The sequence below is a fragment of the Oryzomonas sagensis genome, assembly GCF_008802355.1.
Classification (GTDB): domain Bacteria; phylum Desulfobacterota; class Desulfuromonadia; order Geobacterales; family Pseudopelobacteraceae; genus Oryzomonas; species Oryzomonas sagensis.
This window is the reverse complement of the sequence record NZ_VZRA01000004.1, coordinates 132,419-158,761: the sequence shown is the minus strand read 5'-3', so window position 1 is coordinate 158,761 and position 26,343 is coordinate 132,419. Positions and strand designations below refer to the sequence as shown.

The 26,343-nt window shown below is 56.2% G+C and carries 23 protein-coding genes, 1 tRNA gene and 1 pseudogene; 6 read left to right on the top strand and 19 right to left on the bottom strand.

Annotated elements, in window-relative coordinates:
* Positions 1-90: 90 nt before the first annotated feature.
* The 10 genes and pseudogenes from F6V30_RS14695 to F6V30_RS14655 all read right to left on the bottom strand — a co-directional run bounded on the left by F6V30_RS14695 (position 91) and on the right by F6V30_RS14655 (position 8,533).
* The gene (locus F6V30_RS14695; protein WP_191965723.1) at positions 91-1,149 is read right to left on the bottom strand and encodes an NHL repeat-containing protein; all 1,059 of its coding nucleotides are present in this window, start codon (positions 1,147-1,149) and stop codon (positions 91-93) included.
* Positions 1,150-1,501: 352 nt separating this feature from the next.
* A complete protein-coding gene (locus F6V30_RS14690; RefSeq protein ID WP_151157702.1) occupies positions 1,502-2,311 on the bottom strand; it encodes a cytochrome c3 family protein in 810 nt (269 codons plus the stop codon).
* 397 nt (positions 2,312-2,708) lie between these two features.
* Positions 2,709-3,683 (bottom strand): cytochrome c3 family protein, encoded by a 975-nt coding sequence (locus F6V30_RS14685; protein WP_246163547.1) that lies wholly within the window; start codon positions 3,681-3,683, stop codon positions 2,709-2,711.
* A gap of 24 nt (positions 3,684-3,707) precedes the next feature.
* Positions 3,708-3,932: pseudogene (locus F6V30_RS17400) on the bottom strand (cytochrome c3 family protein); the annotation flags it as partial.
* A 163-nt stretch (positions 3,933-4,095) separates the two neighbouring features.
* Positions 4,096-4,386, bottom strand: a complete 291-nt coding sequence (locus tag F6V30_RS14680) for a hypothetical protein (protein WP_151157701.1) — start codon at positions 4,384-4,386, stop codon at positions 4,096-4,098.
* Positions 4,387-4,644: 258 nt separating this feature from the next.
* Entirely contained in the window at positions 4,645-5,130 is a 486-nt protein-coding gene (locus F6V30_RS14675) for a tetratricopeptide repeat protein (protein ID WP_151157700.1), read from the bottom strand.
* A gap of 234 nt (positions 5,131-5,364) precedes the next feature.
* Complete coding sequence (locus F6V30_RS14670; protein ID WP_151157699.1) at positions 5,365-6,870, bottom strand: sigma-54-dependent transcriptional regulator; 1,506 nt, start codon at positions 6,868-6,870, stop codon at positions 5,365-5,367.
* Between the two features lie 268 nt (positions 6,871-7,138).
* Positions 7,139-7,267: a SelB domain-containing protein gene (locus tag F6V30_RS14665; RefSeq protein ID WP_275938148.1), complete on the bottom strand. Its 129-nt coding sequence runs from the start codon at positions 7,265-7,267 to the stop codon at positions 7,139-7,141.
* Between the two features lie 199 nt (positions 7,268-7,466).
* Positions 7,467-7,564, bottom strand: a tRNA-Sec gene (locus F6V30_RS14660).
* Positions 7,565-7,597: 33 nt separating this feature from the next.
* A complete protein-coding gene (locus tag F6V30_RS14655; protein WP_151157698.1) occupies positions 7,598-8,533 on the bottom strand; it encodes a LysR family transcriptional regulator in 936 nt (311 codons plus the stop codon).
* Positions 8,534-9,832: 1,299 nt separating this feature from the next.
* Between F6V30_RS14655 and lexA the strand changes: the two genes are divergently transcribed.
* Positions 9,833-10,459 (top strand): transcriptional repressor LexA, encoded by a 627-nt coding sequence (gene lexA / locus F6V30_RS14645; RefSeq protein WP_151157697.1) that lies wholly within the window; start codon positions 9,833-9,835, stop codon positions 10,457-10,459.
* A 356-nt stretch (positions 10,460-10,815) separates the two neighbouring features.
* On the opposite strand, the gene F6V30_RS14635 is transcribed toward lexA, so the two are convergent.
* From F6V30_RS14635 to F6V30_RS14610, 6 genes are all read right to left on the bottom strand, one after another.
* On the bottom strand, positions 10,816-11,049 hold the full coding sequence (locus tag F6V30_RS14635) for a CDGSH iron-sulfur domain-containing protein (RefSeq protein WP_151157695.1): 234 nt from the start codon (positions 11,047-11,049) through the stop codon (positions 10,816-10,818).
* Positions 11,050-11,357: 308 nt separating this feature from the next.
* Positions 11,358-12,404 (bottom strand): 2-oxoacid:ferredoxin oxidoreductase subunit beta, encoded by a 1,047-nt coding sequence (locus F6V30_RS14630; RefSeq protein WP_151157694.1) that lies wholly within the window; start codon positions 12,402-12,404, stop codon positions 11,358-11,360.
* Positions 12,401-14,248 carry a 2-oxoacid:acceptor oxidoreductase subunit alpha gene (locus tag F6V30_RS14625; protein WP_151157693.1) on the bottom strand — a complete coding sequence of 616 codons (1,848 nt, stop codon included), beginning with the start codon at positions 14,246-14,248 and terminating at the stop codon, positions 12,401-12,403. Before F6V30_RS14625 ends, F6V30_RS14630 begins: the two co-directional genes overlap by 4 nt.
* A gap of 111 nt (positions 14,249-14,359) precedes the next feature.
* Positions 14,360-14,548 (bottom strand): nitroreductase family protein, encoded by a 189-nt coding sequence (locus F6V30_RS14620; protein WP_151157692.1) that lies wholly within the window; start codon positions 14,546-14,548, stop codon positions 14,360-14,362.
* Between the two features lie 56 nt (positions 14,549-14,604).
* Positions 14,605-15,228, bottom strand: a complete 624-nt coding sequence (locus F6V30_RS14615; protein ID WP_151157691.1) for a YceI family protein — start codon at positions 15,226-15,228, stop codon at positions 14,605-14,607.
* Between the two features lie 187 nt (positions 15,229-15,415).
* Positions 15,416-16,369, bottom strand: coding sequence for a helix-turn-helix domain-containing protein (locus tag F6V30_RS14610; protein ID WP_151157690.1), 954 nt, complete (start codon positions 16,367-16,369; stop codon positions 15,416-15,418).
* Positions 16,370-16,921: 552 nt separating this feature from the next.
* On the opposite strand from F6V30_RS14610, the gene F6V30_RS14605 reads away from it, so the two are divergent.
* The 4 genes from F6V30_RS14605 to F6V30_RS14590 all read left to right on the top strand — a co-directional run bounded on the left by F6V30_RS14605 (position 16,922) and on the right by F6V30_RS14590 (position 23,037).
* Positions 16,922-19,549 carry an ATP-binding protein gene (locus tag F6V30_RS14605; protein ID WP_151157689.1) on the top strand — a complete coding sequence of 876 codons (2,628 nt, stop codon included), beginning with the start codon at positions 16,922-16,924 and terminating at the stop codon, positions 19,547-19,549.
* A complete protein-coding gene (locus F6V30_RS14600) occupies positions 19,546-20,904 on the top strand; it encodes a sigma-54-dependent transcriptional regulator (RefSeq protein ID WP_151157688.1) in 1,359 nt (452 codons plus the stop codon). Before F6V30_RS14605 ends, F6V30_RS14600 begins: the two co-directional genes overlap by 4 nt.
* Positions 20,905-21,131: 227 nt before the next feature.
* On the top strand, positions 21,132-21,353 hold the full coding sequence (locus tag F6V30_RS14595) for an Os1348 family NHLP clan protein (RefSeq protein WP_151157687.1): 222 nt from the start codon (positions 21,132-21,134) through the stop codon (positions 21,351-21,353).
* Between the two features lie 64 nt (positions 21,354-21,417).
* Complete coding sequence (locus tag F6V30_RS14590; RefSeq protein ID WP_151157686.1) at positions 21,418-23,037, top strand: Lcl domain-containing protein; 1,620 nt, start codon at positions 21,418-21,420, stop codon at positions 23,035-23,037.
* 709 nt (positions 23,038-23,746) lie between these two features.
* On the opposite strand, the gene F6V30_RS14585 is transcribed toward F6V30_RS14590, so the two are convergent.
* Together F6V30_RS14585 and F6V30_RS14580 are read right to left on the bottom strand one after the other, a co-directional pair.
* A complete protein-coding gene (locus F6V30_RS14585; protein ID WP_151157685.1) occupies positions 23,747-24,292 on the bottom strand; it encodes a hypothetical protein in 546 nt (181 codons plus the stop codon).
* A 40-nt stretch (positions 24,293-24,332) separates the two neighbouring features.
* Positions 24,333-25,619, bottom strand: coding sequence for an IPT/TIG domain-containing protein (locus tag F6V30_RS14580; RefSeq protein ID WP_191965721.1), 1,287 nt, complete (start codon positions 25,617-25,619; stop codon positions 24,333-24,335).
* Positions 25,620-25,751: 132 nt separating this feature from the next.
* On the opposite strand from F6V30_RS14580, the gene F6V30_RS17195 reads away from it, so the two are divergent.
* Positions 25,752-26,030: a hypothetical protein gene (locus F6V30_RS17195; RefSeq protein ID WP_191965720.1), complete on the top strand. Its 279-nt coding sequence runs from the start codon at positions 25,752-25,754 to the stop codon at positions 26,028-26,030.
* On the opposite strand, the gene F6V30_RS17190 is transcribed toward F6V30_RS17195, so the two are convergent.
* Positions 26,027-26,284, bottom strand: coding sequence for a hypothetical protein (locus F6V30_RS17190; protein ID WP_191965719.1), 258 nt, complete (start codon positions 26,282-26,284; stop codon positions 26,027-26,029). The two genes, F6V30_RS17195 and F6V30_RS17190, sit on opposite strands and share 4 nt — an antisense overlap.
* Positions 26,285-26,343 lie beyond the last annotated feature (59 nt).

The window sequence follows — 26,343 nt, the reverse complement described above, 5'->3', positions numbered from 1 at the left end:
AACCAGCCAGATTAGGCACACCGACAGGGCGAGACACCTGAAGCGGCGCCCACTCATATGCGTTGTCTTCACAGGGAAATGGCCTCGCCGCTACTTTGCCGGTGGAGCGCTATCGCTACTCCCGGCGTCAGCTGGTTGTTCAGGGGTCTTCTCCTTTTCCTCCTGAGCCTTGCGGGCCTTTTCCAAAGCCTCCGCCGCCCGTTTTTCCTGATCGGCAAGCGCCTTTTTGTACTCGGCGTCGTAGTCGAGCCCCTGTTTCTTGCCCAGTCCGTAAATGCTGATCATATGATCACCGACCTGGCTCACCACGAAGAGCACCTTGTCAAGGATAAAGCCCGGTGCGGCCATCTTCTGGTAATAGTCGAGATTGTCGCCGGTGACGGCAATACCGGCCGGGATATTGAGCGAACCCGGCGTGCCCGGAGCGCCGAAGAACATCAGCAACTGCATCTGCGCATCAAATATCTGCACCTGTTGTGCGGCGGCGTCGACCACATAGACAAGGCCGTCATTATCCACAGCAACCCCGCGCGGACGGCCGAATTCACCGAAGTTGACGCCCAGGCGGCCATACCCCATGAGGAAGTTGCCGTCCCGGTCCAGCTTGATGATCTTACCGGTACCGAAGTTGGAGACGTAAAGCGCTCCTTTGCCGTCAACCGCCATGTTGGTGGGGCCGGAAAGACCTCTACGGGGATCCTCGTCACGGCCGATGGATTTTTGGTAATCGCCACTGATCCGATCGAAGATGTGGATCTGGCTGCTGGACTGATCCAGGAGGTAGACAAAATCCCCCTCTACCGCCACGGCAACCGGTTTCAGATCTTTGCCGCTGCCGAAGCTGCGCAGGAAAGAACCTTCCGGGTCGTACTGCAACACTTCAAGCCGCGACGTATCGGCGACATAGATGTTGCCCTGTTCGTCGACCGCCACGTTTACCGGTTTTTTCAGCCGCCCCGCATTGATATTGCCCGGCAGGCGGGTCATTTTTTTCTTGGGAAGGTCAATGATGAGGACCTCTGCCTGAACCGTATCGCAGATATATATCTTGCCGTGACCGGCGGCGATCCCGTAGGGTTTGACCACCGGTATGAAGTCATCGCCGTTGCTGCTGTTGAGAGCCAGAAGCGATAACGTCTTGCTCTCCATGACGTCGTTTGAGTCCTTTATGGACATCAAAAACTGAACGCGCGGCAAATCGGGAGGAGCGGGCCAGAAAACTCGCTTATTAGTGGATTGGCTGGCGCAGGCGGTCAAAGCGATCGACAAAAGCGTTAACGCGACCCACTTCACGCCCGTGCTCCACGCCTTTTCAGGAATTACACACCTTCTGTTCATGCCATCCCCCTTGTGTTTAACGGTAATAAACTGCTGTGTCGGATTGCGCGCTCCATAAATCCAGTATAAATATATATGCATAACCATATAAAATTCTTAGAAGAAAAGGGCTGCCGGATTCCGGCAGCCCCCAAAGAGCTGCGAATGCCAGACACAAATTCAATTATTTGTTCTTGTCATGGCATGAGAGGCACAACGCGGAGTCTTTCTGTGCCGCGAGCAGGAAGTAACCGCGTCCGGAAGCGGGTGCGGTGTTTTGCACCGCAGTGCCGTTGTGGACGTCGTGACAGGAGGCACAGGTCATGACAGCCCCAACCCCGTCGATGTTTGTGAGGACATCGGCAATTGTCTTGGTCCCGATGGGTGAAGCGGCAGCTTTCAACTCATATTTGGGGTTTGTCTGCATGTCGGCATAGACGAAGCCGACCGGGTGATCATTGGCAAGACCAAACGACTGACCGATGGCAAAGTGATTCTGGCCGAAGTAGTTCATCTGATCGTCTCCCAGTTGGGTTACGGTGCCGGTTTTCCCATAGTAGGAGTCAACGGCGGTGACACCATCGTGGCAGCTCATGCAAAGGCGTGATGGACCGGCCATGTTGTCGTAAAATTTGCCGTCAGCTGCGGGATTGAAGGTGGCGCTGACGTACTGGTCAAAGGTCGAGGTGAGAACGGCACGGCTCCAGAGAGGTACGTAGACGCTATACGTGATATCCGTTGAAAGACCTGTGGTTGGATTGGTCACCGTTTTCGTGACGGTTTGCGTCGGGTCGGCTGCGTGGTGCGGGGTATGGCAGTAGGCGCAGACACGCTGATCAAGGTCTTTCGTGCCGCCGTTGGTGGTGAGAAATACGTTCATATCGTGCTTGGAACCGACAATACCGCCGCCATTGGAACCGGCGGCGCCATAGGCGATGGTTGTACCCGCAACGATGCCTGCGAGGGCGACAAGGGTAATGATCTGTTTATTCATGAATGAAATTTCCTCCTGAAATGGGGCTAAATGGTTAGCTCTTGTGGATGATACGTAGGCTCCCTTTCGATACTCCCTGCAACCTTTCGGAAACAACCTCTTCCCCCAAAGAGACGGCTTCCTTACAAGAACCTTGTTGTTGCAAGTCGATTGATGATTTAGCAAGTTAAATGCCAGTATTTAAATATTTTTATAAATTACAACACATTGATTATATTAGATAAAATAGTTTGAAGTTGGGGATGCGGGATGTGCAGGCAGCGGCCGAGGGGGATATCACTCTGACCGCAAAAACAGGTGGGGCATATGCACCAGGCGGAAACCGTGTTATCGTGATCCTGGATGGAAAACGGCGCCCACAGGCGCCGTTTTTGAATGGCATGATTATGAAAGGATGCTATTTTTGAGTTGTGGCGTTCAGGTCGAACGGTGTTATCCGATCGTAACGAAAGCGGCGGTGACATCCCGGAGCGCAACTCCCGCCGGTCGGAGTAAGTTGAAAACGGCTCTTGATCCGCCATTGGCCAAACCTTGCGCCATCGGCACTGACCAGCTTTGGGCCGTTTGATGCGTGCGGCTCGTGGCAAGCCCGGCAGCTGCGCCCCTTACTGGAGTTAACATGCACATAGTGAAGGTTCCTGCTGCCATTACGGAATTTTGTATAGAGCGTCGTTTCGGCGAAACGGAAGAGATTTTTGTCATGGCACTTTGTGCATAAGCTGTAGCTGTCATCATTATAGGCGACATAAAAATCGCTGGGGTAGTTTCCAGCCAGAATATGAGGGAAGTCGGACCCGTGGGGAGAATGACAACCACTGCACCGCCCCTTCTGGATCGGGCCATGCAGGTGTTTGCTCACATCCAGTTCCTTTTTGATGTTGCTCAGGGCCGGGTCGCCAAGCTTGTCGGTGTTGTGGCAGCCGAGGCAGGCGCTTTTCTCGTCATCGGCCAGAAGCAGCCCCCGGGCCTTGGAGAAGTGGGCCGTATGGCAGTTGGCGCAGAGCTTGCCCTCAATGACAGGTTTGTGGGGGACTTGACTGTTCTTGATCTTTTTCCCGGTTTCCTTGTGGCAGCCTGTACAGAGGTCCGGCATCGCCCGTTTCAGGAGGTTGGGCCATGCCGAACTGTGCGGGTCGTGACAGGATGTGCACGGCTCTTTCTTCACGGGAGGGTGGATGATCGCCGCAGCCTGCATTTTCTTGGCAAAATGGGCATGACACGCCAGGCAGACTTCGCGGGAAGCGCCTTTTAAAAGGGACTTGGCGTCAGATTGATGCGGGTCATGGCACGTCGTGCAACTCCCGCTCGCCACCGGGCCGTGAACGTATTTCCGGCTGAAAGGTGCGCTATCATGGCAGCCCAGACAGAGCACTGTCTGGTCTTCGCTATCGCCGAGAAGAAAGCGGCCGTTTGCGCCGTGGGGTTTGTGACAGGAGAGGCAGTCACCGTCCTTGACCGGGGAATGTACTACTTTCTTTTTTCCCATCGCATCGTGGCACTGAGAGCACAGCGCACTCCCCTTGGCAGTCACGTCGAAGCTTTTACCTCCCTTGAACGGGTGTTCCTTGTTTTTTTGCAGATGACAGGAGAGGCAGTCGCACTCCTTGACCGGCTGATGCATATTTTTTATGGTATTAAAAGGAATATGGCAGGATGACGTTACGCATGTCTCGGCATATGTTACTGCTGTAGCAGGGGCAAGCATAACCGCCAGAAGGAGAAACGCCACCCGCATCTTTGACATGATGCATGGGAGCGTGTGGCTCTTCACAACGTTGCGGCGGTCACTTGTCGTCATTCAGGTAGTCATTCAGAAGTGAACGGAGGATTGTGGTGCCATCCGGCAGATGCTCGCTCTTCATGCACCGCTCGATTTCCCGAGCGTCGTCGGCGAGAAAGAAAAACGGCACTGCCGCCGCATTGACGCACCCACTATTATCTTTGTACGCACGGTACCTGGCACAGGAGCTATTATCTCCTAAACAATATTTGTTTTTTATGTAGTCTGCCGATTTGGGCATTTCCGGAATCACATCATTGAAAAATTTGCAGCATTTGAATATTTCACAAGTCATGACACCTCCCCTTTCCATGCTCCCATATAGTGCGCAACCAATTGCACAATTGCAGAGTCACGATACATTCATTATCAGGAAAGCGCCTGCGCGGCAGGCCGGAATCCGCCAACCAACGTATTATCAGAGGACGGTTCGGAAAAACTGACTGGCAGCCAGAGCCGAGCGGATGGTACCGGGCCGTATTTTGATAACGCTGATCATCTGCACAGGTAGAGACTATTGTTCGTCAACGCCCGAAATCAGGCTGTCCGGCACCTACTTCTGATCAAGTTCTTTCAGGATGTTATTAGCTTCCCGATATCCCTGTTCCGCGGCCATACGGAACCATTTTTCCGCTTCCTCCCGGTCCTCCTTGCCGCCAAGCCCTTGAAGAAGCATCATTCCCAAATCATATTCGGCGTTTGCGAATCCGCTTTCCGCGGACTTGCGGAAAAGTTTGCGTGCTTCAGTGAAGTCGGCTGCGGTCCCCTCTCCTCTCACGTACATGAATGCCAGATTCCACTGACCAACCGGGTAGCCTTGCTCGGCCGATTTCCGATACCATCTAACCGCTTCCTGCTTATCCATTTTTATGCCCACGCCGGAAGCATACAGCACACCAAGTTTCGATTGGGCATCCGCATTGCCTTCTTCCGCCATCTTCTTGATTTTGGGAATATCCATGCCATCGAATCCCCATGCAGGCATCGAGGCCACGATGAAAAAAATGACGTAGAAAAAGATTGCGGCAGGCGGTTTCATCGTTTTTCTACTCCCTTCGCCCTTGTTTTGCGCATTTGTTATCTGCCCTGACGCGCATATATTTTTTCGACATATTGACATGAAGTCCGCGGTACGTAAAAAAACACTCCATTGGGGAGGCCATTATCCTGATATCGCTAGCCCCGCAGGATGAAAGCCGGTGAAAGGTACTTCATGCCGACGTAACGAAATGACGCGGGAGTGGGCTGGTCATCTTCCAAGCACTTACGGTCCTCAGCAGTTGGCCCATTTGGGGTCATTGTATCTTTCACGTTTGAGGTCACTTGGAACATCATCTTTCAATACACTGCAGGAAGTTTGATCTGCATACTCCGAAATACCGAATTTTTTCAAGCGGTAACGCAGAGTATCACGACTCATCTTGAGTGATTTTGCCGCCTTTGATTGGTTGCCGTTGGCATTTTCCAGGGCAAGAGTAATCAACTGTTTTTCGACCTCCTCAAAGGAAATTCCCTCGGGGGGCAGTTGGAATCCTGCAAAACAATGTCTATCATCTACCGGAAATACCGTATAATTGCTCGGTGGCAGCTCAAGGCTCTGTTGATTCCGCGGAGTTTCCTTGCACAAATGAAAGTGCGTTAGTTCTTTGCCTTTCTCAAGCATCATTGCCCGTTCTATGACATTACGCAGTTCGCGTACGTTGCCTGGCCAGGAATAGGAACGTAAATCTTCCAATGCCTCGGATGAGACCAGTTCCACTCTCTTGCTATACTCAGCATTCAGACTCTGTATAAAATATTGTACCAAGGCAGGAATATCCTCGATCCGTTCACGCAGTGGCGGAATACAAATATTCAGCATGTTGAGCCGGTAATACAGGTCCCCTCTGAAACGCCCATCAGCAACCAGTTGTGGCAGGTCTTGGTTTGTCGCTGCAATGATGCGCACGTCCGTTTCCACCTCACCTTCACCTCCAAGACGGCGAAATCGCTTCGTTTCCATGACCTTCAGAAGCTTTGTCTGCATCGTGGTCGGCATGTCACCGATTTCATCCAGGAAAATGGTGCCGCCATTGGCAAGCTCAAAGATACCTTTCTGCATTTTAGATGCGTCGGTATATGCGCCGCGTTCATGGCCGAACAACTCGTTTTCAATAAGATTCTCCGGTATAGCCGCACAATTGACCTCAACGAAGGTTGCACCGGCTCGAGCGCTGTACTGGTGAACCGCCCGAGCTACCAATTCCTTGCCGGTACCGCTTTCCCCGGTGATCAGGACCGTTTTTGCGTCAGTCGAGGCACACACATTGACCAGCCGGAAAACGTCAACCATTTTGGGTGAGTTACCAATCATTTGGTCCGGCGTAGTTTTTTTCCGGCGTTCCATGGCAATTGATTCAACATCTTTTTTCTGTTTTTCCTTTAAGCTCTGGGTGACGCCTTGAACTACCTTCTCCACATTGAACGGCTTACCGAAAAAGTTGACTGCACCAAGCTTGAATGCTTTGACAGCTAAATCCGCAAAAGAGCTGGCAGTAATAACTATGAAGGGAAGATTAACATCATCCTCCCTCATTGTAGCAAGCAGGTCGAGTCCAAAAGCATCAGGAAGATAGAGGTCAAGTATCACGAGTTCCGGCTTGAAATCGTGAAATTTTTGGAGGGCCTCTCCCCCGGAAGCTGCCGTTTCAACAACATATCCGGCCTTTTCAAGCCTGAAACAAAGCATTGAGGAAATAAGGTGTTCATCGTCAGCAACGAGAATTCTATTATTATTCACGGCTGTTCTCCTCAATCAATGATTGCACCGGACTTTTCTGCTCTGGGCATCGCGGTAGGAAAAAATAATTTTTCCTCTGAACTGAAGCCATAAATTATATTAATGATATATATAGAGAATTTTATTTATAAGGTAAAACGATTTGTTTCAATGGTGATATTGAAATTTGCAATAATGGGTGCAGGTAATTCAAACCAATAATATTATTGAATTCAGCTGCTGCTGAATCGCATGGAACGTTACGATATTTCCAGTTGTTTTTATAATTTTAGCGCTTTCGGAAAACCCGTTTGTCCTCTACTCGGATGGTCACCTTCCCGCTGCCAAAATATTCCAGAAGCGGTATCAGGAAGTCACGCGAAAGTCCCGTCGATTCGCGGAATTTTGGTGGAGGTATTTCTCCCCTTCCGGCTTGGGGTATGAAGTGGCTGTGTTATCGAGATAGCTGGGATATGCTCGGTTCCGTTACATGCGATTCTCATTTGCGACCCTGGTTGTTAGAGATTTTCCTCGATGGTGCCCCCAAGAGCAACGCGTTAAACGCCTCGAAACAAAAAAGCATCTGGTAGAATCATTCCTTTGTACACAGTTTAAAATGGCGGAAGCACATGGGAATCGAACCCACCGGGGAGATTTCTCATCTCCCCCACCGGTTTTGAAGACCGGGCCGCCCACCAGCGACGGACGTGCTTCCGAAACAGAATATTACCAAGCATCATCACTGCAACTACACGGCTTCGGTATGTTTAGGCGGTTTAAAAGGTGATGGTAAGGCGAACACGGAATGTACGCACTCAATAAAATTTTTGAAATAATACTCTTTGATCCGTTTCTGATCAGTGACCAACGTACGCGAACGGGTATATAAAAAGCCGGGGATAGCGTGTTCACGGACCTCTCCCCTTTGAATGTGGTCAGCGACAAGATCTCTCGATACAAAGGCAACGCCTTGTCCCAGCAGAACGGATTTTATTGTGAGATGCAGGTCATCATAGACGTCAACCCCCTTGAAATTATCAACACCGAAACCGAAGCGACACAAATTTTTTTTTAGAAGGTAGCGTGAACTGCAACCTTCTCTGCGAGTGATAAGATGATATTTGAATAAATCTTTCAGGGTAACACCCTCGCTTGGTATCTGAAGCAAAGGTGATGAAACCAAAACAAGATTATCTGGAGGCAGAGGAAAGTAGGCAACTTCTTCTGAAATCAATTCTCCACAATGCTCAACAACAACAATATCAAAATCTTTAGCAATCAGAGCCTTAATCGACTGTTCAGGTTGTTGGGCGATAAGCTTCAGGTTGACCTCATCAGATTTTTCCCTCATAAAAAGATTCAGAACTTTCGGCAGGTACACGATACCGAACGTAGGTGTAAACCCAACAGAAAGCTGCACCTTCCTCCCCATATTTTTCATTTCATTTTCTATTTCCTGTTCAGCTATCAATATCAAATTTGTTTTCTCCAGGACTCTCTCTCCCGGGGGGGTGGCCCTAAGAATAGAGCCGGAACGGTCTACGAGTTGACACCCATAGTGATCTTCAAGCAATTTTATGCGCTGGGAAACCGTAGATTGTGACAAGCAAAGCTTTTCTGCAGCTCGGGAAAAGCTGCCTGTCTCCAGTACCATCATGAGTGTCCTCAGGTATTGCGTCTCCATCTGTACCCTCGCGTTGTCCACCAAATCAGATATCTACAGAGCGGCATATCCGTCATTGCGCTTATTTGATAGCACCTGATTCTATCCATGCCCCCCAAAGACAGCGGGCGGCAGAAGCGATTCCTGGATGTACCCTGCCGCAAGCAACGGGATATCTGCAACTTTAATGAATTATGGAATCGCCGCATGCGGCGGGTAATTCGGCCCACAGAAATTTAATATGCATAAGGCTCGACGCATAATAAAGTAATTAAAATATATATATTTTTGCATTAAGCAAAATGCATACCACCTCAACGTCTTCACCGGTGTGTTCAGCCATTAGAGAAATGATACATAAGAGGCATACCGCCATAGCCACAGCATAACACACGTGAATTACAACATATTTAAACATTAACTATTTAAAAATCAATATAATGCAATGCTATGACGCACGTCTTGAGCGAGTTCGTTATCCTGTCTAATGGCGTATTTAAATTTGTTGATTAGGCCAAATCACCCATACAGACATCGTCAGAGAAGCTTACGCAGAAGCGGCATGCCAAGGAGAACACCTTCAGGTGCGCTGTGCAGTGGTTCGTGACCGGGATGGCAAGAACCCCACCTGAAGTTCAAGCTCAAGAACTGGTACCGCAAGCGTGAGATTCTCCTAGCTGCTTCCTGGTGCAGTCGGCAACAGTGCCTGCCAGGGACAGCGAAAGCGGCAGGCGCCGCGGCAAGGGATGCACGTTCGGCCCAAGGTGGCGACAGGTAGTAATTGATGTCGTTCGGTAAACCACCGGCTCTGCCGGTGAAACTTGAAAAAGGCCCAGCCGTTCCCGCGGCACTTCCTCCAGAGGAAAGCCCCGGCGGGCATTCAACAGAAGGAAATACCATGCGAGAGTGGCAACGTTTATCCCATGTTTAAATGGGAGTGCAAATACCATGTTGTGATCGTCCCAACGTACCGTAAAAAGGTGCTTTATGGGCCACTTGATACCAGCCGGGCATTTGTTTCCTGCCAATCCTGCCAATCCTGCTTCATCCGTTCATCGAACGCCAATCAGGCCTGTTCAAGGTGAAAAGTTGTTGAGAATGTGCCGTCAGCATTGAAGGTTGCCGAACCGGTGGCGGCCTGCATCGTTATTGCGGGAATGTCCGTCCCCCTCTCTTCCTGAGTGCCATCGGCAGAGTGGTCTCGCCGAAATCGGCTATCGCGTAATTCATTATTTTATCTCGGCATATTTGATTTCGAAATACTCTCGAACCAGCATTCTATTCTTGACAGTACCCGCCGAATTCGATATACGTAGTCATATGACTACGTATGCTTCAAAATCACCGAACGAGCTGACGCAACGCCAACGCCAGGTGCTCCAGTTCATCGTGGCGTATTCCGACAGCAAAGGTTTTCCGCCCAGCCAGCGGGATATCGCCAAGCACCTGAATGTGTCCGGCACCCTGCCCGTCATGCGTCACCTGGATGCGTTGGAGCGCAAAGGCTATATCAAACGGGAAAACGTGAACCGGGGGATCACCTTGACGGCGCCCCATGGCCGAAACGTGTCCCTGCCTATCGTCGGCACCGTTCGGGCTGGACAACTTTCTACGGCTATCGAGGACATACAGGGATACTTTTCAGTCGACCAGGTGGCGGTCAGGGGAGACGGGTGTTTCTTTTTGAGGGTCAGCGGCGAGTCGATGATTACTGCCGGTATCTTTGACGGCGACCTTGTCCTGGTACGCCCGCAAAAGGATGCCGGCAACCGGGAGATCGTGGTCGCCATGGTCGATGGCGACGCGACCGTCAAGCGGTTCTTTCGGGAGTCCGACCACATCCGGCTGCAACCGGAAAACCCGGACATGGAGCCGATCATACTTCACCCGGAGGATGGCGAAGTCACCATTGTCGGCAGGGTGATTGGCGTCTTTCGGCAACTATAGGCCAAAATTCAGGAGGGATACTATGGAACCCATTACGTTGTGCGGAATCGTGATCGTGGCATTTGGCTTGTGGGTCGAATGTGAATCGCCGGTAAAAAGGCTTGCCGGTTCCTTGTGTCGCAGCAATGTGCTGAAGGGGATAATTGCAACGGCAACAGCCGAGCGAAAGCCTGTCTTCGTGAACCGGTATGTTCCCTACTCCCCTAACTAGGTTTGCAGGTAATTCATTGTATGGCCCGTTTGCTCCGTGGCCGTCGAGAACGTTCAAGTTTATGGCAATGAAGCCAGAACCAACCAGCGCGTCGAACGTCAAGTGGCGCTGGCTGGTTCTATTCAGCGTGCGTTTTCAGCGTGCGTCACTTGTTGTGGCTGCCGTCACAATACGGCGCATGAGCGGACTTCCCGCAGTTGCACAGGTGAACCACCTTTTTTTCCTTGACTTCAAAGGCGATCGGGGAAAAACCGGTCCCATGGTGTGCGCCGCTGCAAAACGGCTGATTAGTTGATTTGCCACAGGCGCAGCGGTAGTAGGTCCCTGGCTCCAGTTCGATGGCAATCGGTTTGTTGGGGGTAATGATGACTTCGCTCATGTTCGGCTCCTTTTGTTTGTTTTTGTTGTCCTGCTGGTGGCTATAAGCCTTGATCGGCTCGAAGCTGTGAACGCGTTGACTGACGTTGCAGATCCTACGGCATACCGGCGTTTTTTGCTCTGTTCGCCACGCATCCACCGTTTTTACACCGGAAGTTCAGATGGTTTGTGACCTGACCGAGAATTTTCCCTTCCCGCCGACGTTCCTACTCACAATAACGCCCCCGGTGTTCCTGATACGAACGGCACTTCATAGCTCTTTTTTTCCGGGAGACCGGCACGTCCCTCGGGGCGACGGCCAAACGCATTCTATCTATATTTGCCGTTGATTTTGTCCAGCGCTTCCTTCGACGGACGCAACTTTTCGTTCGGCAAATTGACCAGTGAGCCGGGGACAAGCCTTTCGTGATCGGCAAATGTTTGCCGCCCTTCGTCCACGTAGAGCAACCCCGTGGTGAACATCCCCCCGCTCCTCTCTTCTTCCAGCAACTTGATGGCAGCCATCCGGTCGGTCGGATCATACTCCCGGTCAGTCTTTTTCAGACGGATCACCGACCCGTCGTGCAGCGCCACTTCCCGGATCGTCCCGGGGTCATAATCGGCCAGGATCTCGTCGTGCTCCATGGGGAGAAAGTCGATCTCGTGCAGCGGCAGATCATGCTCCTTGCCCCACGAATAACTTTTGGTGGAGCCTTCGCCATTATTGAAGGAAACACAAGGGCTGATGACGTTTAGAACTGCCGTGCCACGGTGAGAGAACGCCGCTTTGATCAACTCCTGCAACTGTTTCGGGTCACCTGCGAAAGAGCGGGCTACGAAGCCGCAGCCGGCTATGATCGCTTCCAGACAAAAATCCAGCGGCGGCAGTTCATTCACCCCGGCATGCTTCAGTTTCTGCCCCAGGTCGGCGGTCGCAGAGAGCTGTCCCTTGGTCAAACCGTAGACGCCGTTGTTTTCGATGATGTAGACCATGTCGACGTTGCGGCGCAGCAGATGCTTGAACTGACCGAAACCGATGGAACCGGTGTCCCCGTCGCCGCTGACGCCGATGGCGACGAGTTCCCTGTTGACCGTTGTCGCGCCGGTGGCAAGCGACGGCATGCGCCCGTGCAGGCCATTGATGCTGTGCGACCGGCCGAGGAAGTAGGTCGGGCTTTTGCTGGAACAGCCGATGCCGCTGAACTTGGCGATGCGGGTCGGGTCGAGTGAGAGGTCGTACGCGGCGCCGATGATCACGTTAGCGATGGAGTTGTGGCCGCAGCCGTTGCAGAGCGTCGATTTGGCACCGTTGTAGTCGGTCCTGCTCAAGCCGAGGAGGTTGCAAGCGGTAGAACCCTGTGCAGCGTTGTCAGTCATGCTTTCTCCTTTGCCTCTTGGTCCAGAATCGATGCGCTGATCCAGCGTGCGGTCAGGGGGAGCCCGTCGCATTTGGCTATCGAGACGACGCGCCCTGCACCGGCGGGGTCGTGAAGTTGCACCAACTGATGCATCTGTCCCTCCAGGTTGTTTTCTACGACATACACCCGCTCATGGTTCCCGAGGAAATCCGCCAGTCGCTGCTCCAGCGGCAGCGCGCGCACCCTGAGGTACGATGTCGGCACCCCTGCGGCCTCCAGGGAGACCCGCGCCTCCTGAACTGCAAGGTCGTTGCTGCCGTAGGAGATGATGCCGACCTCCGCTTCTCCGGCCAGTTCGATGACCGGAGCAGGGACGATGCTTCGTGCGTGATCATGCTTCCTGGCCAGTCGGGCCAGGTTCGCCGACCACTCCTCGGGACGCTCGCTGTAGGCGGCTGCTTCGTTGTGGCCTGTCCCCCGCGTGAAATACCCCGCCGCCGGATGGTTGGTGCCGGGAAGGGTGCGGTAGCCGATGCCGTCTCCATCCACATCGGCATACCGTTGCCATTTCCCTTCCAGACGCGTCAGATCTTCAGCGGTGAGGACTTTGCCGCGATCGATCGGTTTGTCGGGATACTCGAACGGCGGGGTCGGCCAGAGGTTGGTTCCCAGGTCAAGGTCGCTCAGGACGATGACCAGCGTCTGCAGGCGTTCCGCAAGATCGAGCGCTGTGCCGCCAAACTCGAAACATTCAGCGACCGACGCTGGGATGAGGCAAACATGCCTGCCGTCGCCGTGGCCGAGTGTGTACGCGGGCAGTACGTCCCCCTGCGCCACGCGCGTCGGCAGACCGGTGGCCGGTCCCATGCGCTGCACGTCCCAAATGACGGCGGGAATTTCCGCGAAGTAGGCGTACCCCGCAAATTCCGCCATCAGCGACAGACCCGGCCCCGATGTCGAAGTCATCGATCGCGCTCCCGCCCATCCCGCGCCGATTACCATGCCGATTGCGGCAAGCTCATCCTCGGTCTGCACAATTGAGTAGGTAGCCTTGCCGTCGGCATCGCAACGAAGTTCCCTGAGATACTCTTTCAGGCTATCCACAAGGGATGTCGCCGGGGTAATGGGGTACCAGCCCACGAACTGAACGCCGCCAAAAACCGCGCCGAGTGCGGCACCGCTGTTGCCGGTGATCAGGAAGGTCCCATCGGTCTTGTCCATCCGCTCGATACGGAAGGGATCGGTCTTGGCCAGATGTTCTCCCGCCCACTCGTAGGCGGCTTTGGCAGCGCCGAGGTTCAGGGCGATCGCCTTCTCCTTGCCGTTCAGGTTGTGCGCCAAGGCGGCCTCGATCTCCTTCAGGTCGATCCCGAGCAGATACGCCAGCGTCCCGACGTACGCCATGTTGGCGACGTACGGCTTGAGTCTGGTCTCGGCACCGGACTGCTGGACCACCTCGTTCACCGGCATCGGGTAGAAGGTCACGTCGTCGCGCCTGTTCGGGAGTTCTTCTTCCCCGGGGTAAAGGCAGATGCCGCCCGGCTGCAGTTTTTGGATGTCCTCCAGGATGGTGGCCTTGTTCATTGCCACCAAGATCTGGGTCTCGTCGCAGCGGGCGAGAAAGCCGTCCCGGTTCACGCGAATGGTGAACCACGTGGGAAGCCCCTGGATGTTGGAGGGGAAAATGTTCTTGCCGCTGACCGGGGCCCCCATCCTGTGGATGGCGCGGAGCAGCGTGTTGTTGGCGGTCTGACTCCCGGAACCATTCACGGTGGCCACAGTTATCGAGAAATCGTTGACGCCCCCGCCTCGACCGGCGCCGGCGACCGCGGGGGAAAGTGCGTTCGAAACGGCAACGCTCATACGGTAAACCTCTCTTTGATGTATGGTGCTGGTGACGCGGGAAGCGGTTACTACCTACCGGCATGCCCCAGCGTCGCCGCGATGGCTACTTGAAGAGCTTCACCCTTCCCGTCAGGGGTTGAATTCCTTTTCGGCAGGCTGGGCAACCGGCTTGCCAAAAGGCATTTGAGCAATAAGTTTCCATGTACCGGGGATTTCCCAGACTTCTTTCACCGCCTCGTCGCTGACCGGGTTATCGTGCTGAAGCGACGCCCCGAATCCCTCCTGCTCCAGCGCGGCCCAGACAGCAAACTGCAGCATGGCCGAGGATTGGTTGGCCCAGACAGGGAAATGCTCTTTGCAGAACCGGGAGACGGTTACTTCAGCTGCTGCAGCATCACCGTGTTATCCTTGTCCTTGATCATCTCGATATCCAGGGCGATGACGATGTCGTCGCCGATCAGCACACCGCCGGTTTCCAGGGTTTTGTTCCAGACCAGCCCGAAATCCTTGCGATTGATCCTGGTGCTGGCAGCGGCTCCGCGGTGGATGTTGCCCCACGGGTCCTTGCTTTCCCTTGTCGGTCCCTCGACGGCGAGAACCACCTCCCGTGTCACGCCATGCAGGGTCAGATCCCCGGTAACTCTCAGTTTTCCTTTGCCGGCTTTAACTACCTTTTTCGACACGAAGGTCATGGTCGGGTATTTGGCAACGTCGAAGAAGTCGGCGCTCCGCAGGTGTTCATCGCGCTTGGCGACGTTGGTGTTGATGGAGGCGGCGTCTATTCTGATTTCGACCTTGGACTTGGCCATGTTCTTATCGTCGATGGTCACGGTACCGGTATGCTTCAGAAAATTCCCGTTCACCGTAGAGACCATGAGATGTTTCACCTTGAAACCTATATTCGTGTGGTCCGGATCGATGGTCCACGTGGACGCAAGGGCCAAAGTCGGCATGAAGAGGGCTACAAGGGAACTTATGATTACGATGGTTGATTTCATGGCACTCTCCTTTGATTCTGTACTCTGTGATGGATTCAGACATTCTCTCATTACCAGGGCCAATCGGCTCCACGAACGTTGCATGGTAAAAACACACCAAACAGGACAAACTTAATCCTGTTGTGATCAAAATTTACCCTATTTTACAAAGAGAGTGGTAATAGATATGGGTAAAATGCTGGTAATTTTATGCAGAGAGATATTTTTGTTTGAAATCGGATGGGGTGGCGCCAGCGACTTTCTTAAAAACTTTTGAAAAATAGGAATGTTCCTCGAATCCGAGGTTAAAGGCGATTTCTTTAATGGTGAGATTGGAGAAGAGGAGCAGGCGTTTTGCCTCTGCAACCAAGCGATCATCGATGGCTGTCGATGCGTGCTTGCCGGCATAGAGTTTCACAACCTCGCCCAGTTTGCGTGGGGATATCCCCAATTCCGAGGCATAGAAGCTGACGGCGTGCTCAACCGTGAATTTTTGTTCGAGGATGGTATTGAATCGGTTCCAGATGCACAGGGTCGAGTTAACGTCTCGAGGCTGCAACTGCGCAGACATGAGGCGGATTTCTTCCAATTTGGCGATTAGCGCACTCAACAGGTATCTGGCGGCATGGAGGTTAAAGGGGTCCGCATGGTGGTATTCGCAGGCCAATAGGGAGCAATATGCCGAAATCCCGGCCGCCTGTTGGTTATTCAATTGCAGGGCGGTGTGACCGATAAATTGGGAAAACAGGAGATGAGAAGGGGTCGCCAGGAACTCTTCGGTAAACCTAATGGCAGCCCCCCGACAGTCGGGTGTCGGTATCAGGCTATGAATGCGTCCTTTGGGGATGATGAGTATGGTCTGCGCTGAGTGCTCGACAATATTATCATCGAGCAAATGCTTCACTGCCCCTACCCTGATCCAAATTATTTCTTGGTACGAGTGGCGGTGAGGAACCTCCTGCTGGCTATTGAGCCTGTTCGCCAATGCATCGCCGAGCTCAAAATAGGTGAACTGTGCGGAGCCTCCGGCAAAGGGAATGCCCTCATCGATATTGGCTTCGATAATTTGTTTTTTTAAACCGTCCATTCTCACAAGATTCTCTGTCGATTTTTCAAGATTCGCCCGCTTTTTTTTTGGCGCTTGCACATAGTTGGCAGGCAACGGCGAACCGGCTTCCGGCTTTGACCCGGATTAGGCACCGATTTTGACCCACCCCATTCATAATTACAATAGTTTATTATTGGACAATGGTTTAATTTTCAAAGCCGCTTACCATCATACGACGAGCCAAGGCCAAAGGTCCTGACGCGCATCAGATACATTCAATGACAACCCCAGCGTATGTGGGGAACACTCTTTCCTCGACTATCGTAAACCGGATTTCAGATCCACCACATATCGGTATCGAGGTTGACCATCGACTAATCGTAACCTACCGATATCACGTTAATGGGTGAGTCAAAACGGACGCCGATGTGGGTTGAACTCCGGAGCCGATCTACAGCATTGAATCAGTTCGGTATGATGCTTGAGGAAAGACTGCCGGGCTTCTGAAACCAGAAAAGCCATGTACATAAAATTCTGGACACATCCGTTACAGTTTTGCTAGTAAACAATGACCATGATCCGAATATCGTGCAAGCCGGGATGTATCGAATGTAATCCCAAAGAGGTAACGCACTACCCCATCCCCCTGTAACCGAGTAATCCTTTATGAACTACATTGTCGGCATGTTCATCCTGATCGCCGGGTTCGTCCTTGCTCCGCCGGCCGTTGCGAGTGATCTGATCATTTCGCGGGCCGCGCTGGAAGACCCGGCCGGCGCCCTGACGATCGCCGATGTGGCCGGGCGCGAGTTTGCCCCGATCGGGCCGACGCTTTCCCGGGGTTTGACCGACTCCGTGCACTGGTTGCGCCTGCGGGTTCGGGCGCCCGCCAAGGGGGATGAGGTGGTGCTGTTCATTCGCCAGCCTTTTCTCAACGAGGTTCGTCTTTACGAGGCGGATGCGGGGGCTCCGTCGGGCTGGAAGACACGGGTGACCGGCAATCACTACGCTTTCGGCACACGCGACCGCGCCAGGAGTTCCCTGGGGTTTGTCGTCAGCGTGGCGCCCTCCGGGGCGACCTACTATCTTCGCCTCAAGACCAGGAGCTCATCGCAGTTGACGGTGGAAGCCCTGGAGCCGGGCGAGGCCGAGCGCGTGGACGACCGGTTTGATCTGATGGCGGTGTTTTTCGTGACCGCCATGTTGCTGCTGTTGTTCTGGGCCCTCCAGAGCTATCTGCTGGACCGGCTGCCGGTAGTCGGCCTGTTTGCCCTGCATCAAGCCATGTACACCCTGTATGGTGTAGCCATTACCGGCTATTTGGCGCCCTTTCTCCCTGCCGGCCTTCCTCCGGGCGCGATAGACTGGATTACCGTCGTTGCCTACTGCGGATCGAATTTCGCAACCGTGCTGTTCTGCCGCGAGCTGTTCAAGCCCTATCAGCCCCCGCCGCTGATGATGCGCGGGCTCGATCTTCTGCTGTGCGTCTTTCCCCTCCAGGTTGCGGCGATCGCCTCCGGTCATATCTTTTTTGCCATGGTTTCCAATGTGGTGCTGGTCAGGGTGACCTGGTGGTGTTTTGTCGCCACGGCCTTTACCTTGCAGAGAGAAAGCACCCCGAGCCGCCGTTCGCTGCGACTCTTCTTCGTGGCCGTCGCCATTATCTTCACCCTGTTCTGGATCGCCAACCGCAGCACCCCCGCCAGCTTGCGGGGAAACAACAGCTACGGCAGGCAGGTGCTGATCATCAACGGCCTGATCATCGGCAGCATATTCGCCATGATCCTGAACACGCGCTCCCGCAGGCTGCAACAGGAGGCGCAGCGCTCCGCCCTGGAGTCGCAGGCGAAATCCGAGTTTCTCGCCCTGATCAGCCACGAGATCCGCACCCCGCTCAACGCGCTGGTCGGATTCAGCGGCATGGCCCGCACGGCAACCGACCCCGCCCGGATCGACCAGTACCTCGCCATCCTCGAGCAGTCGTCCCATTCCCTGATGGAGCTCGTGAACGACATCCTGGACATGAGCAAGATCGAGGCGGGGCGGATGGAGTTCGAGACCGTGCCGTTCGATCTGCGGCAGCTCGTCGCCGGTCTGGAGGAGCAGTATCACCCCCTGGCGGACCGGAAAATGCTGGTCTTCCAGGTCGGCGTGGCCGACAATGTGCCTACCTGGGTCCTCGGCGACCCGCTCCGCCTGAGACAGATCCTCGCCAACCTGCTGGCCAATGCCGTCAAGTTCACCGAAAGCGGCGCGGTGTCCTGTACGGTCTGCATGGCCGGACGGTCGGCGGACGGGGGGCATCCGCTGGTCCGCTTCGAGGTGCGGGACACCGGCATCGGCATCCCCGAGAACAGCCGTGCCCTGCTCTTCCAGCCTTTTCGCCAGCTCGATCCGACGATTTCCCGCAAATTCGGCGGCACCGGCCTCGGCCTGGCCATCGTCCGCAACCTGACGGAGTTGATGAAAGGAAGCCTCACCGTCGACAGCCGGGTCGGAGAGGGAAGCTGCTTTGCCGTCGAACTGCCGCTCCGGGAAACGGAACCGGTGCCGGACGGCCTTCTCGCATCGACCGCGGCCCCGGCGCCCCGTGCGGTCCTGGTGGTGGAGGATAATGGATTCAACCGCAGACTGTTGGGGGACATCCTGGACTCCTGGGGCCAGCAGGTTACGCTGGCGGAAGACGGCTTGCAGGCGCTGCAGTTCATGGAGCAGCGGCGTTTCGACCTGGTCCTGCTGGATATCCGCATGCCCGATATCGACGGCATCGAGGTTGCCCGCCGGATTAGACGTCGGGAATCCGAGCGGTCCGAAACGCCCGTACCGATCATCGCCATCACCGCCGATACCGATGCAGCCACCCGCGGCGCCTGTCATGCCGCGGGGATCGATGGGGTACTGGCAAAACCGGTGGTCCCCGAACAACTGGCCCGGGCCATGGCCGCGTTCGGCGGAGAAACCGCCGCAATACCGCCCGACGGGGAACCGCAGTTGGACGCGCAGACACGGAGCGACCTGGCCGACGTCCCAGAGCGCGCCCGGCAGTATCGGGAGCTGCTGCTGCAGGATATCGACGGCGAGCTGCGGAGCCTGCAAACCGCTCTGGAACGCGACGACCGCAGTGAACTCGTCCGGGCCGCCCACACCCTGAAAGGTCTGTGCGGACACCTGGCAGACCGGGAGCCGGCCGAACTTGCGGCCTGGCTGCAGCAACACGCCCCGGCCGCCCGCCCCGAACAACTGCAGCCGGTGATCGAGAAACTCATGAAACGGATGAAGGGTGGCTATCCATGAACAGTGGCGCGCGGATACTGGTGGTTGACGACAAGCAGAGCTTTCGCTTCATGGTCAGGGGATACCTGGACGATGCCGGATACCGGACGGCCTGCGCCGCCGACGGGGCCGAGGCCCTGGCGAAACTGGAAGAGGGGCGCTTCGACCTGATGCTGTCCGACATGGTCATGCCGGGGATGGATGGGGTGGCGTTGTTGCGGCGGGTACGCGCGGTCAGCCCGGACCTGCCTTTCGTGCTGGTCACCGCCCACGGCAGTGTCGACGGCGCCGTGGCGGCCATGAAAGAGGGGGCCGGCGACTACCTGCTGAAGCCGCTTAACCGGGAAGAACTGCTGGTGGTGGTGGAACGGCTGCTCGAAAACGCCAGGGTGCGCCACAGTTACGACCGGATGCTGGATTTCGAGCGGGAAAAGTTCAGCTTCCAGAGCATGACCAGCCATTCGCCGGTCATGGGCAGAGCGCTCGCCGCGGCCCGGCAGGTGGCCGCCTCCCCCCGCACCACCGTCGCCATCTACGGCGAGAGCGGGGCGGGAAAGGAGGTCATGGCCCGGGCCATCCACGTGGCATCCGGGCAGAACATGGCCAGCTTCATAGCCGTCAACTGCGCCGCCATCCCGGAAACCCTGCTGGAAAGCGAGCTGTTCGGCCACGTCAAGGGGGCCTTCACCGGCGCCGACCGTGAACGCGAGGGGAAATGCAGCCGGGCGCACGGCGGCACCCTGTTCCTGGACGAGATCGGCGACATGCCGCTGTCGCTCCAGCCGAAACTGCTGCGCCTGCTGGAAGAACGGACCTACGAGAAGGTCGGCTCCGACCGCCAGATCAACGCCGACTTCCGGGTCATCGTCGCTACCCACCGCAACCTGGAGGAATGCTGCGGCCGGGGGACCTTCCGCCAGGACCTCTTCCACCGGCTCAACATCTTCCCGATCACTATCCCTCCCCTGCGGGAGAGACGCGAGGATATCCCGCACCTGGCGGAACATTACCTCAAAAAATTCCGGCAGCATCAGGGCAAACAGCTTCCCGGCCTTTCCCGGATGGCCCTCGACCTGATGATGACCTACGACTGGCCCGGCAACGTGCGCGAACTGCGCAACCAACTGGAATATGCCACCATCGTCACCGGCGGGGACCTGATCCGGCCCGAGCACCTGCGCCTGCAGGAGCATTTTCAGGAGCAAACCGGGGAGGCGTCCGGCGACCGGATCTCCCTCAACCTCACCTTCTCCCCCGCCGAATTCTCTCTCGACGCCGTCACGCGCCGGGTTATCGAGTGGGCCCTGGCCAGGAGCAACAACAACAAATCCTCCGCCGCACGCCTGTTAAAAACCTCCCGCAAGCTGTTTTACTGACCCCTGGAAACGCCCGTCCGCCGACCGTTCGGCCGCCCCATCCCACCGATTGTCCCAAACGGGACAACATGTCCCCTGCCGGACAGAAGCATCCCAACTCGTTTCGCTAACATCCCGGATTACAACGGATAATAGATTCGGCATGGATTTCGCCACTTACCTGGGCAGCAGTTCTGCTCCGGGGCGCAATTGTCCCGCAGGGGACAGATGTGCGACGGGAGGCGGCAATGTCACAGGAAGCGGTCGAAAAGGTGCTGGGGCGGTTGATCACAGACGGGCAGTTCCGCCGTCTGGCGACCGAGTCCCTGGAGGCGGCCAGCATTCAGGCGGGGTATCGCCTGTCTCCGGGAGAGCTGCGGTTGTTGTCCGGCAGCCTGGAATTCCAGCGCATCTCCGAACTCGCCGAGCGGCTGAACCCGGGGCTGTGCCGGACCGGCGGCGCCCCATGAGTGCGTCATATATGTGAAACGGCCTGTCGTTGACAGCGTAAATCCATCTCAGGAGGCTTGGAACATGAAACACATGCTGGTGCTGGCTCTTATGTTATTGGCAGGAATATCGCTCTCCGGCTGCAGCGGAGACACCCCCTCGCAGGCGCAATCGCAACAGGCGCAAATAGCGACCCTGCAAACCCAGTTATCCGCCGTACAGACGCAATTGTCCAGCGCAAAGGCGGACGGTTCGGTGTACAACGCCGGGATCACTACCGCGATCGCCTCGCTGAGGCAAACGGAAAGCGCGTTGGCCACGCTTGCCGGGCAGCCCGCCAACGCCAACGCCACGCCCCTGACGACCGCCGCCAATCAGGTCCTTGTGCTCCAGTCCCTGGCCGCCAGCCTCTCGTCGGACACCTCCGCCCTGTCAGCCGCATACGCCACCGCACAAGCGAGCATCACCAACCTGACGACACAACTGAACGCCGCCAACGCCCAGGTAACCAGCCTGACGGCACAACTGGCGGCAAGTCAGAGCAGTAACAGCGTCCTGTCCGGCCAACTGGCCGACGCCAACTTGCAGGTAACAACTCTGACCAATCAGATAGCCACGTTGCAGACGCAACTCGCCAACGCCAACGACACCATCGCAACGCGGGACGCGACCATCGTTTCCCTCAACAGCACCATATCGACCCTCCAGGCGCAGATCAGCGCCATGGTCGCCACCCCGGTAGCCATGAGCGCAAGCGCCCTGACCGCAGCCGTCTCCACCGCCATTACCGTTACCGCCACGTTCCCCAGTACGGAAAACGGTAAAACCGCCATCTTCACGGCAACGGGCGGCAACCTGCTGACGACCCCGGCTAACGTGACTATTGCCGGCAACACCGCCTCGACGACCTTCAACTCCGCATCCCCCGGCACGTTCAATATCTACGTGGTGGAGGGCCTGCACGCGGGCGGCGCGATAGTCACCATCACGGCAGCGCCCGCGCCCACCTACACCGTATCCGGCACCATCTCCCTGAACGGCACGGGGCTGCCAAACGTGATCGTCGCCCTGACCGGAGCCGCCACAGGGGCCGCTACGACCGACGCCAGCGGCAATTACAGCTTTGCCGGGCTGCAGAACGGCAGCTACACCGTCACCCCGTTACGGTCCGGGTACAGCTTCAAGCCGTCTTCCCTTGCCGTGACGGTCAGCGGCGCCAATGTCACCGGCCAAAACTTCACCGACATCGTCACGAAGACCTACAGTTGCAGCGGCGCCCTGAGTCCGCTCGGCCGCTGGTGCGACAACGGAGACGGCACGGTCCGGGACATGACCACCGGCCTGCTCTGGCTGAAAAACGCCAACTGCGCGACCACCCTCGGCGGCGTGACGTCCGGGGGGGGGAATACATGGTTTGACGCCTTGACCTGGAGCAGTTATCTCGCGAGCGGCAGTTGCGGCCTGAGCGACGGTTCCCACGCCATGGACTGGCGATTGCCGACGATAGGCGATTTTTCGGCATTGGTCACCGGCACGGAGCCGGTATTGGCCGGCACGCCGAGACTTTTTACCAACATCCAGAGCAATTTCTACTGGTCGTCCTACAGCATCGGCGACGGCAATATCTGGCAGGCCGATATAGGCACCGGCTACGGGGGCAACTTCCCCTCGACCGACTTATACTACATCTGGGCCGTCCGTTGATACCCCGCTCTTCGAACCTTTGATGCGGCGGTNCAGAGCAATTTCTACTGGTCGTCCTACAGCATCGGCGACGGCAATATCTGGCAGGCCGATATAGGCACCGGCTACGGGGGCAACTTCCCCTCGACCGACTTATACTACATCTGGGCCGTCCGTTGATACCCCGCTCTTCGAACCTTTGATGCGGCGGTCCGTTCGATGGGGGCACCGGCCCCCGTCGAACGGACCGCTTTCCGGATCAGCACAGCCATCTTCGAATACTTCGGCCAAGACATCATCATCCCCCGGAAAACGAAAAACCCGGCACTTTTTAGTCACAGTACCGGGCACAGTTTCGGAGTTTCAGCCATAACATGCTGAAATTATGTTGTTTAATTGGAGCGGAAAACGGGATTCGAAAATATCAGAAGAATTGATTCAGTTCAAAATATAATAGTAATTTCAGACAATTAAACCCACTCTCTATCAGTTGCCAGTCCGGTTTAGTCCAATCAATTTCAACCCATTCAGACCTGCTCAGGGGCATAGCGGGGACAGCAAACAGGTCAACAGTGTTAGTGGGCTTACAACATTGACCCGGATGGGCGTCTCAACACGACCATTACCACGTTGTAATTTCAACAAGTTAAGGAAACAACAGGGGGCAAGCACGGTGCCCACACCGGGTCAATTTGTTATGCCCATCAACAGCAGTGGCAGGAAATCTGGCTTACCTCACCGCCCCCAGGTTCACCTTGATGTTACCGGTCAACGTTACCGTGCTCTTGCTCACCGGATCGTACCCCACGGCCTTTACCACCGTTACCGGCGACCCGGTCTTCAGGCCGCCCAGGGTGATGCCCGTGTTGGCGGCAACGGTGCAGGTCAGGCGGAGAAACTCGCCCGAACGGTAGCTGTTGCTCGTGGTCGCCATGCCCAGGATAACCTTGCGCGTCGTTGCCGAGTACGTGCCGAAGGCCAGGTTTGTTCCGGTCAGAGCCGAGCCGGGGGTGACCGAGTCGGTCGCGATCGGGCCGGAGGCGCCGGACGCGGTGGTTACGCTCATTCCCTGGGGCAGAGTAAGACTCAGGTCGATGCCGCTGAGGGGAGCGGCCAGTTTTGCCGTGCTCATGGCGGTGAAGGTAATGGTCGCCTTGCCCGCCGGGAACAGGTAGCTGTCCGTGATCGGGGCCGGGCCGCCGTCACCATCTCCGCCGCAGCCGTACAGGGCCAGCAGCGCAAGCCCCACGCATATCGGTTTCAGGTACTTCTTCATGGAATTATCCTCCTTGATAGTTTCAGGTTAGTTTCAGGTTTCATTGTATCAGCCCCACGGCCATGCGCAGGATCACGATTGCGTCTTCGATATCGACCTTGCTGTCGCCCACCGATACGCCGTTCACCATGGGTGCCACATCCAGGCGCAGGGTCTGGTCGGCGGTGGGGGCGATGATACCCACGGACATCTGCAACGCCTGCAAGGCGTCCACGATGGTGAAATTCGGGACCGCCCGGATGATGTTGCGCTGTACCGTCAGACTGTTGTTGTTCTGATCGGCGCCGGTAACCGACACTTGGTAGACCTTGTCGCTGCTCAAGGCCAGCGGTTGCCGGAAGACTCCGTTCGTCACCGTGGGTGTGTAGCTCTGGCCGTCCATGGTGATGGTGATGCCGACCGCCGTGGTGTTGTCCCTGACACTGCCGACCAGGGTGTACGAACCCAGGGTAGTACGGATGTCCGTGGCCGGGTCGGTGACGGCCAGAGAGAAGGCGGGCTGGAAGCTGACGGTCCGCTTGGCCTCCACCGTCTGCCCGGCGCTGGTGGTGGCGAATACCTTGATGGTGTTCATGCCGGTACCCAGGGTTGCGGCAAAGGAGTAGGCGGTATCGGTCTGGCTGGCCATTTGCGGGGTGGAACCGTTGACCGAGTAGGTGACCGTCGGCGTTGTGGTGTCCAGGGCGACCTCTTTGGCCGTTGTCTTGGTCGCACTGCTGAGCAGTTCCGCAATGGTGCCGGTCACGGTAATGGTCTGTTGGATGACGATGCCGTTGTCCGGCGGATAGGTGACCGTCAGTTTCAGTGCCGTGCTGTCCAGGGTGATGGTGCGGCTGTCGGTGATCGTATTCCCGGAGATGCTGGTGGCGATGACCGTGACGGTATTGACCCCGGCCTTCAGTTGTACCGGGTAGCTGAAGCTGCCGTCGGAGTTGACGGTGACGGTGGTGCCGTTGACCGTAAGTGTCTTGAGGTTGGCCGGATTGGTGATCATGCCGCTGATATTCTGGGTGGCTTCGGTGGTGGTGGCGCCATTGGAGAGAGCCGACACGGTCAGGGCCAGCGGTATGGCGTAGGTAAATTTATCCGCTACGCCGGCAGCGCTGGTTCCCTCCGGTGTCGTTACAATGATGTCAACCGTGCTCACCGATGAAGCTGGTGCGGTGGCGGTGATCTGCGTATTTGAGTCCACCGTGAACGATGTCGCTGCAGTACCGCCAAAGGTAACGGCCGTAGCCCCGGTGAAACCGGTGCCGGTAATGACAACACTTGTGCCGCCTGTTGTAAAACCGCCGGAAGGAGCTATGCCGGTAACGACTGGTCCCAAGAAGATAGAGCCGGTGGTTGTGAGAGTATTGTAGGTACCGCCATAGTTAAATATCGGTGCTGATGAGGCGGTCCCGTCATAACCTCTGACGGCGGTACCAGATGATGTGCCGCCAGCGCCACCGGTTGCGGTGTGCCCGCTGCAAGTCACTGTCGCCAAATCTACAGCCACTGTTCCCAAATTAATGAAAATCACCGGACCGGCGGCAGCGCCGCCGCCACCACCACTGGGCCCATTACCGTAACCACTTCCGCCGCCGCTTATGCCGGAACCGAGGGAACCGCCTGGAGTACTCGTATTAACCCCACCGCTTCCGCCACCGCCACCGCCAGGACCGCCTGCTCCGCCAACTGTACCGGTACCGGTCCCGCCACCGCCGCCACCAAAACCACCTGCGCCGCCAATTCCTAAAGGTGCACCGCCGCCGCCACCACCAAAGCCTCCTGCGCCGCCAGACGTGCTTGCAGGGCTGCCCCCGGCAGTATTGCCAGCATAGGCTGCACCACCGGTGCCGGCTGTTCCCGCACCAAGAAATCCACCACCGCCGCCGCCACCCAGACCACCATTGGCACCATTGATGCCACTGGTAGTATTTGTTCCAGCGCCCAGCACGCCGCCACCACCAGGCGCGCCAAAGTTGCCAGTGCTGCTTCCGCCGTCCCCACCGAGGCCACCGCCGCCACCACCAGGCGGGGTCGAGCTCAAATAGTTTCCACCGTTACCG

What these genes read in the sequence shown, in the direction of transcription:
- F6V30_RS14695 (WP_191965723.1), bottom strand. Translation starts at nt 1,149, where the DNA reads ATGGAGAGCAAGACGTTATCGCTTCTGGCTCTCAACAGCAGCAACGGC.
- F6V30_RS14690 (WP_151157702.1), bottom strand. Translation starts at nt 2,311, where the DNA reads ATGAATAAACAGATCATTACCCTTGTCGCCCTCGCAGGCATCGTTGCG.
- F6V30_RS14680 (WP_151157701.1), bottom strand. Translation starts at nt 4,386, where the DNA reads ATGACTTGTGAAATATTCAAATGCTGCAAATTTTTCAATGATGTGATT.
- F6V30_RS14675 (WP_151157700.1), bottom strand. Translation starts at nt 5,130, where the DNA reads ATGAAACCGCCTGCCGCAATCTTTTTCTACGTCATTTTTTTCATCGTG.
- F6V30_RS14655 (WP_151157698.1), bottom strand. Translation starts at nt 8,533, where the DNA reads ATGGAGACGCAATACCTGAGGACACTCATGATGGTACTGGAGACAGGC.
- lexA (WP_151157697.1), top strand. Translation starts at nt 9,833, where the DNA reads ATGACTACGTATGCTTCAAAATCACCGAACGAGCTGACGCAACGCCAA.
- F6V30_RS14635 (WP_151157695.1), bottom strand. Translation starts at nt 11,049, where the DNA reads ATGAGCGAAGTCATCATTACCCCCAACAAACCGATTGCCATCGAACTG.
- F6V30_RS14630 (WP_151157694.1), bottom strand. Translation starts at nt 12,404, where the DNA reads ATGACTGACAACGCTGCACAGGGTTCTACCGCTTGCAACCTCCTCGGC.
- F6V30_RS14625 (WP_151157693.1), bottom strand. Translation starts at nt 14,248, where the DNA reads ATGAGCGTTGCCGTTTCGAACGCACTTTCCCCCGCGGTCGCCGGCGCC.
- F6V30_RS14620 (WP_151157692.1), bottom strand. Translation starts at nt 14,548, where the DNA reads ATGCTGCAGTTTGCTGTCTGGGCCGCGCTGGAGCAGGAGGGATTCGGG.
- F6V30_RS14615 (WP_151157691.1), bottom strand. Translation starts at nt 15,228, where the DNA reads ATGAAATCAACCATCGTAATCATAAGTTCCCTTGTAGCCCTCTTCATG.
- F6V30_RS14605 (WP_151157689.1), top strand. Translation starts at nt 16,922, where the DNA reads ATGAACTACATTGTCGGCATGTTCATCCTGATCGCCGGGTTCGTCCTT.
- F6V30_RS14600 (WP_151157688.1), top strand. Translation starts at nt 19,546, where the DNA reads ATGAACAGTGGCGCGCGGATACTGGTGGTTGACGACAAGCAGAGCTTT.
- F6V30_RS14595 (WP_151157687.1), top strand. Translation starts at nt 21,132, where the DNA reads ATGTCACAGGAAGCGGTCGAAAAGGTGCTGGGGCGGTTGATCACAGAC.
- F6V30_RS14590 (WP_151157686.1), top strand. Translation starts at nt 21,418, where the DNA reads ATGAAACACATGCTGGTGCTGGCTCTTATGTTATTGGCAGGAATATCG.
- F6V30_RS14585 (WP_151157685.1), bottom strand. Translation starts at nt 24,292, where the DNA reads ATGAAGAAGTACCTGAAACCGATATGCGTGGGGCTTGCGCTGCTGGCC.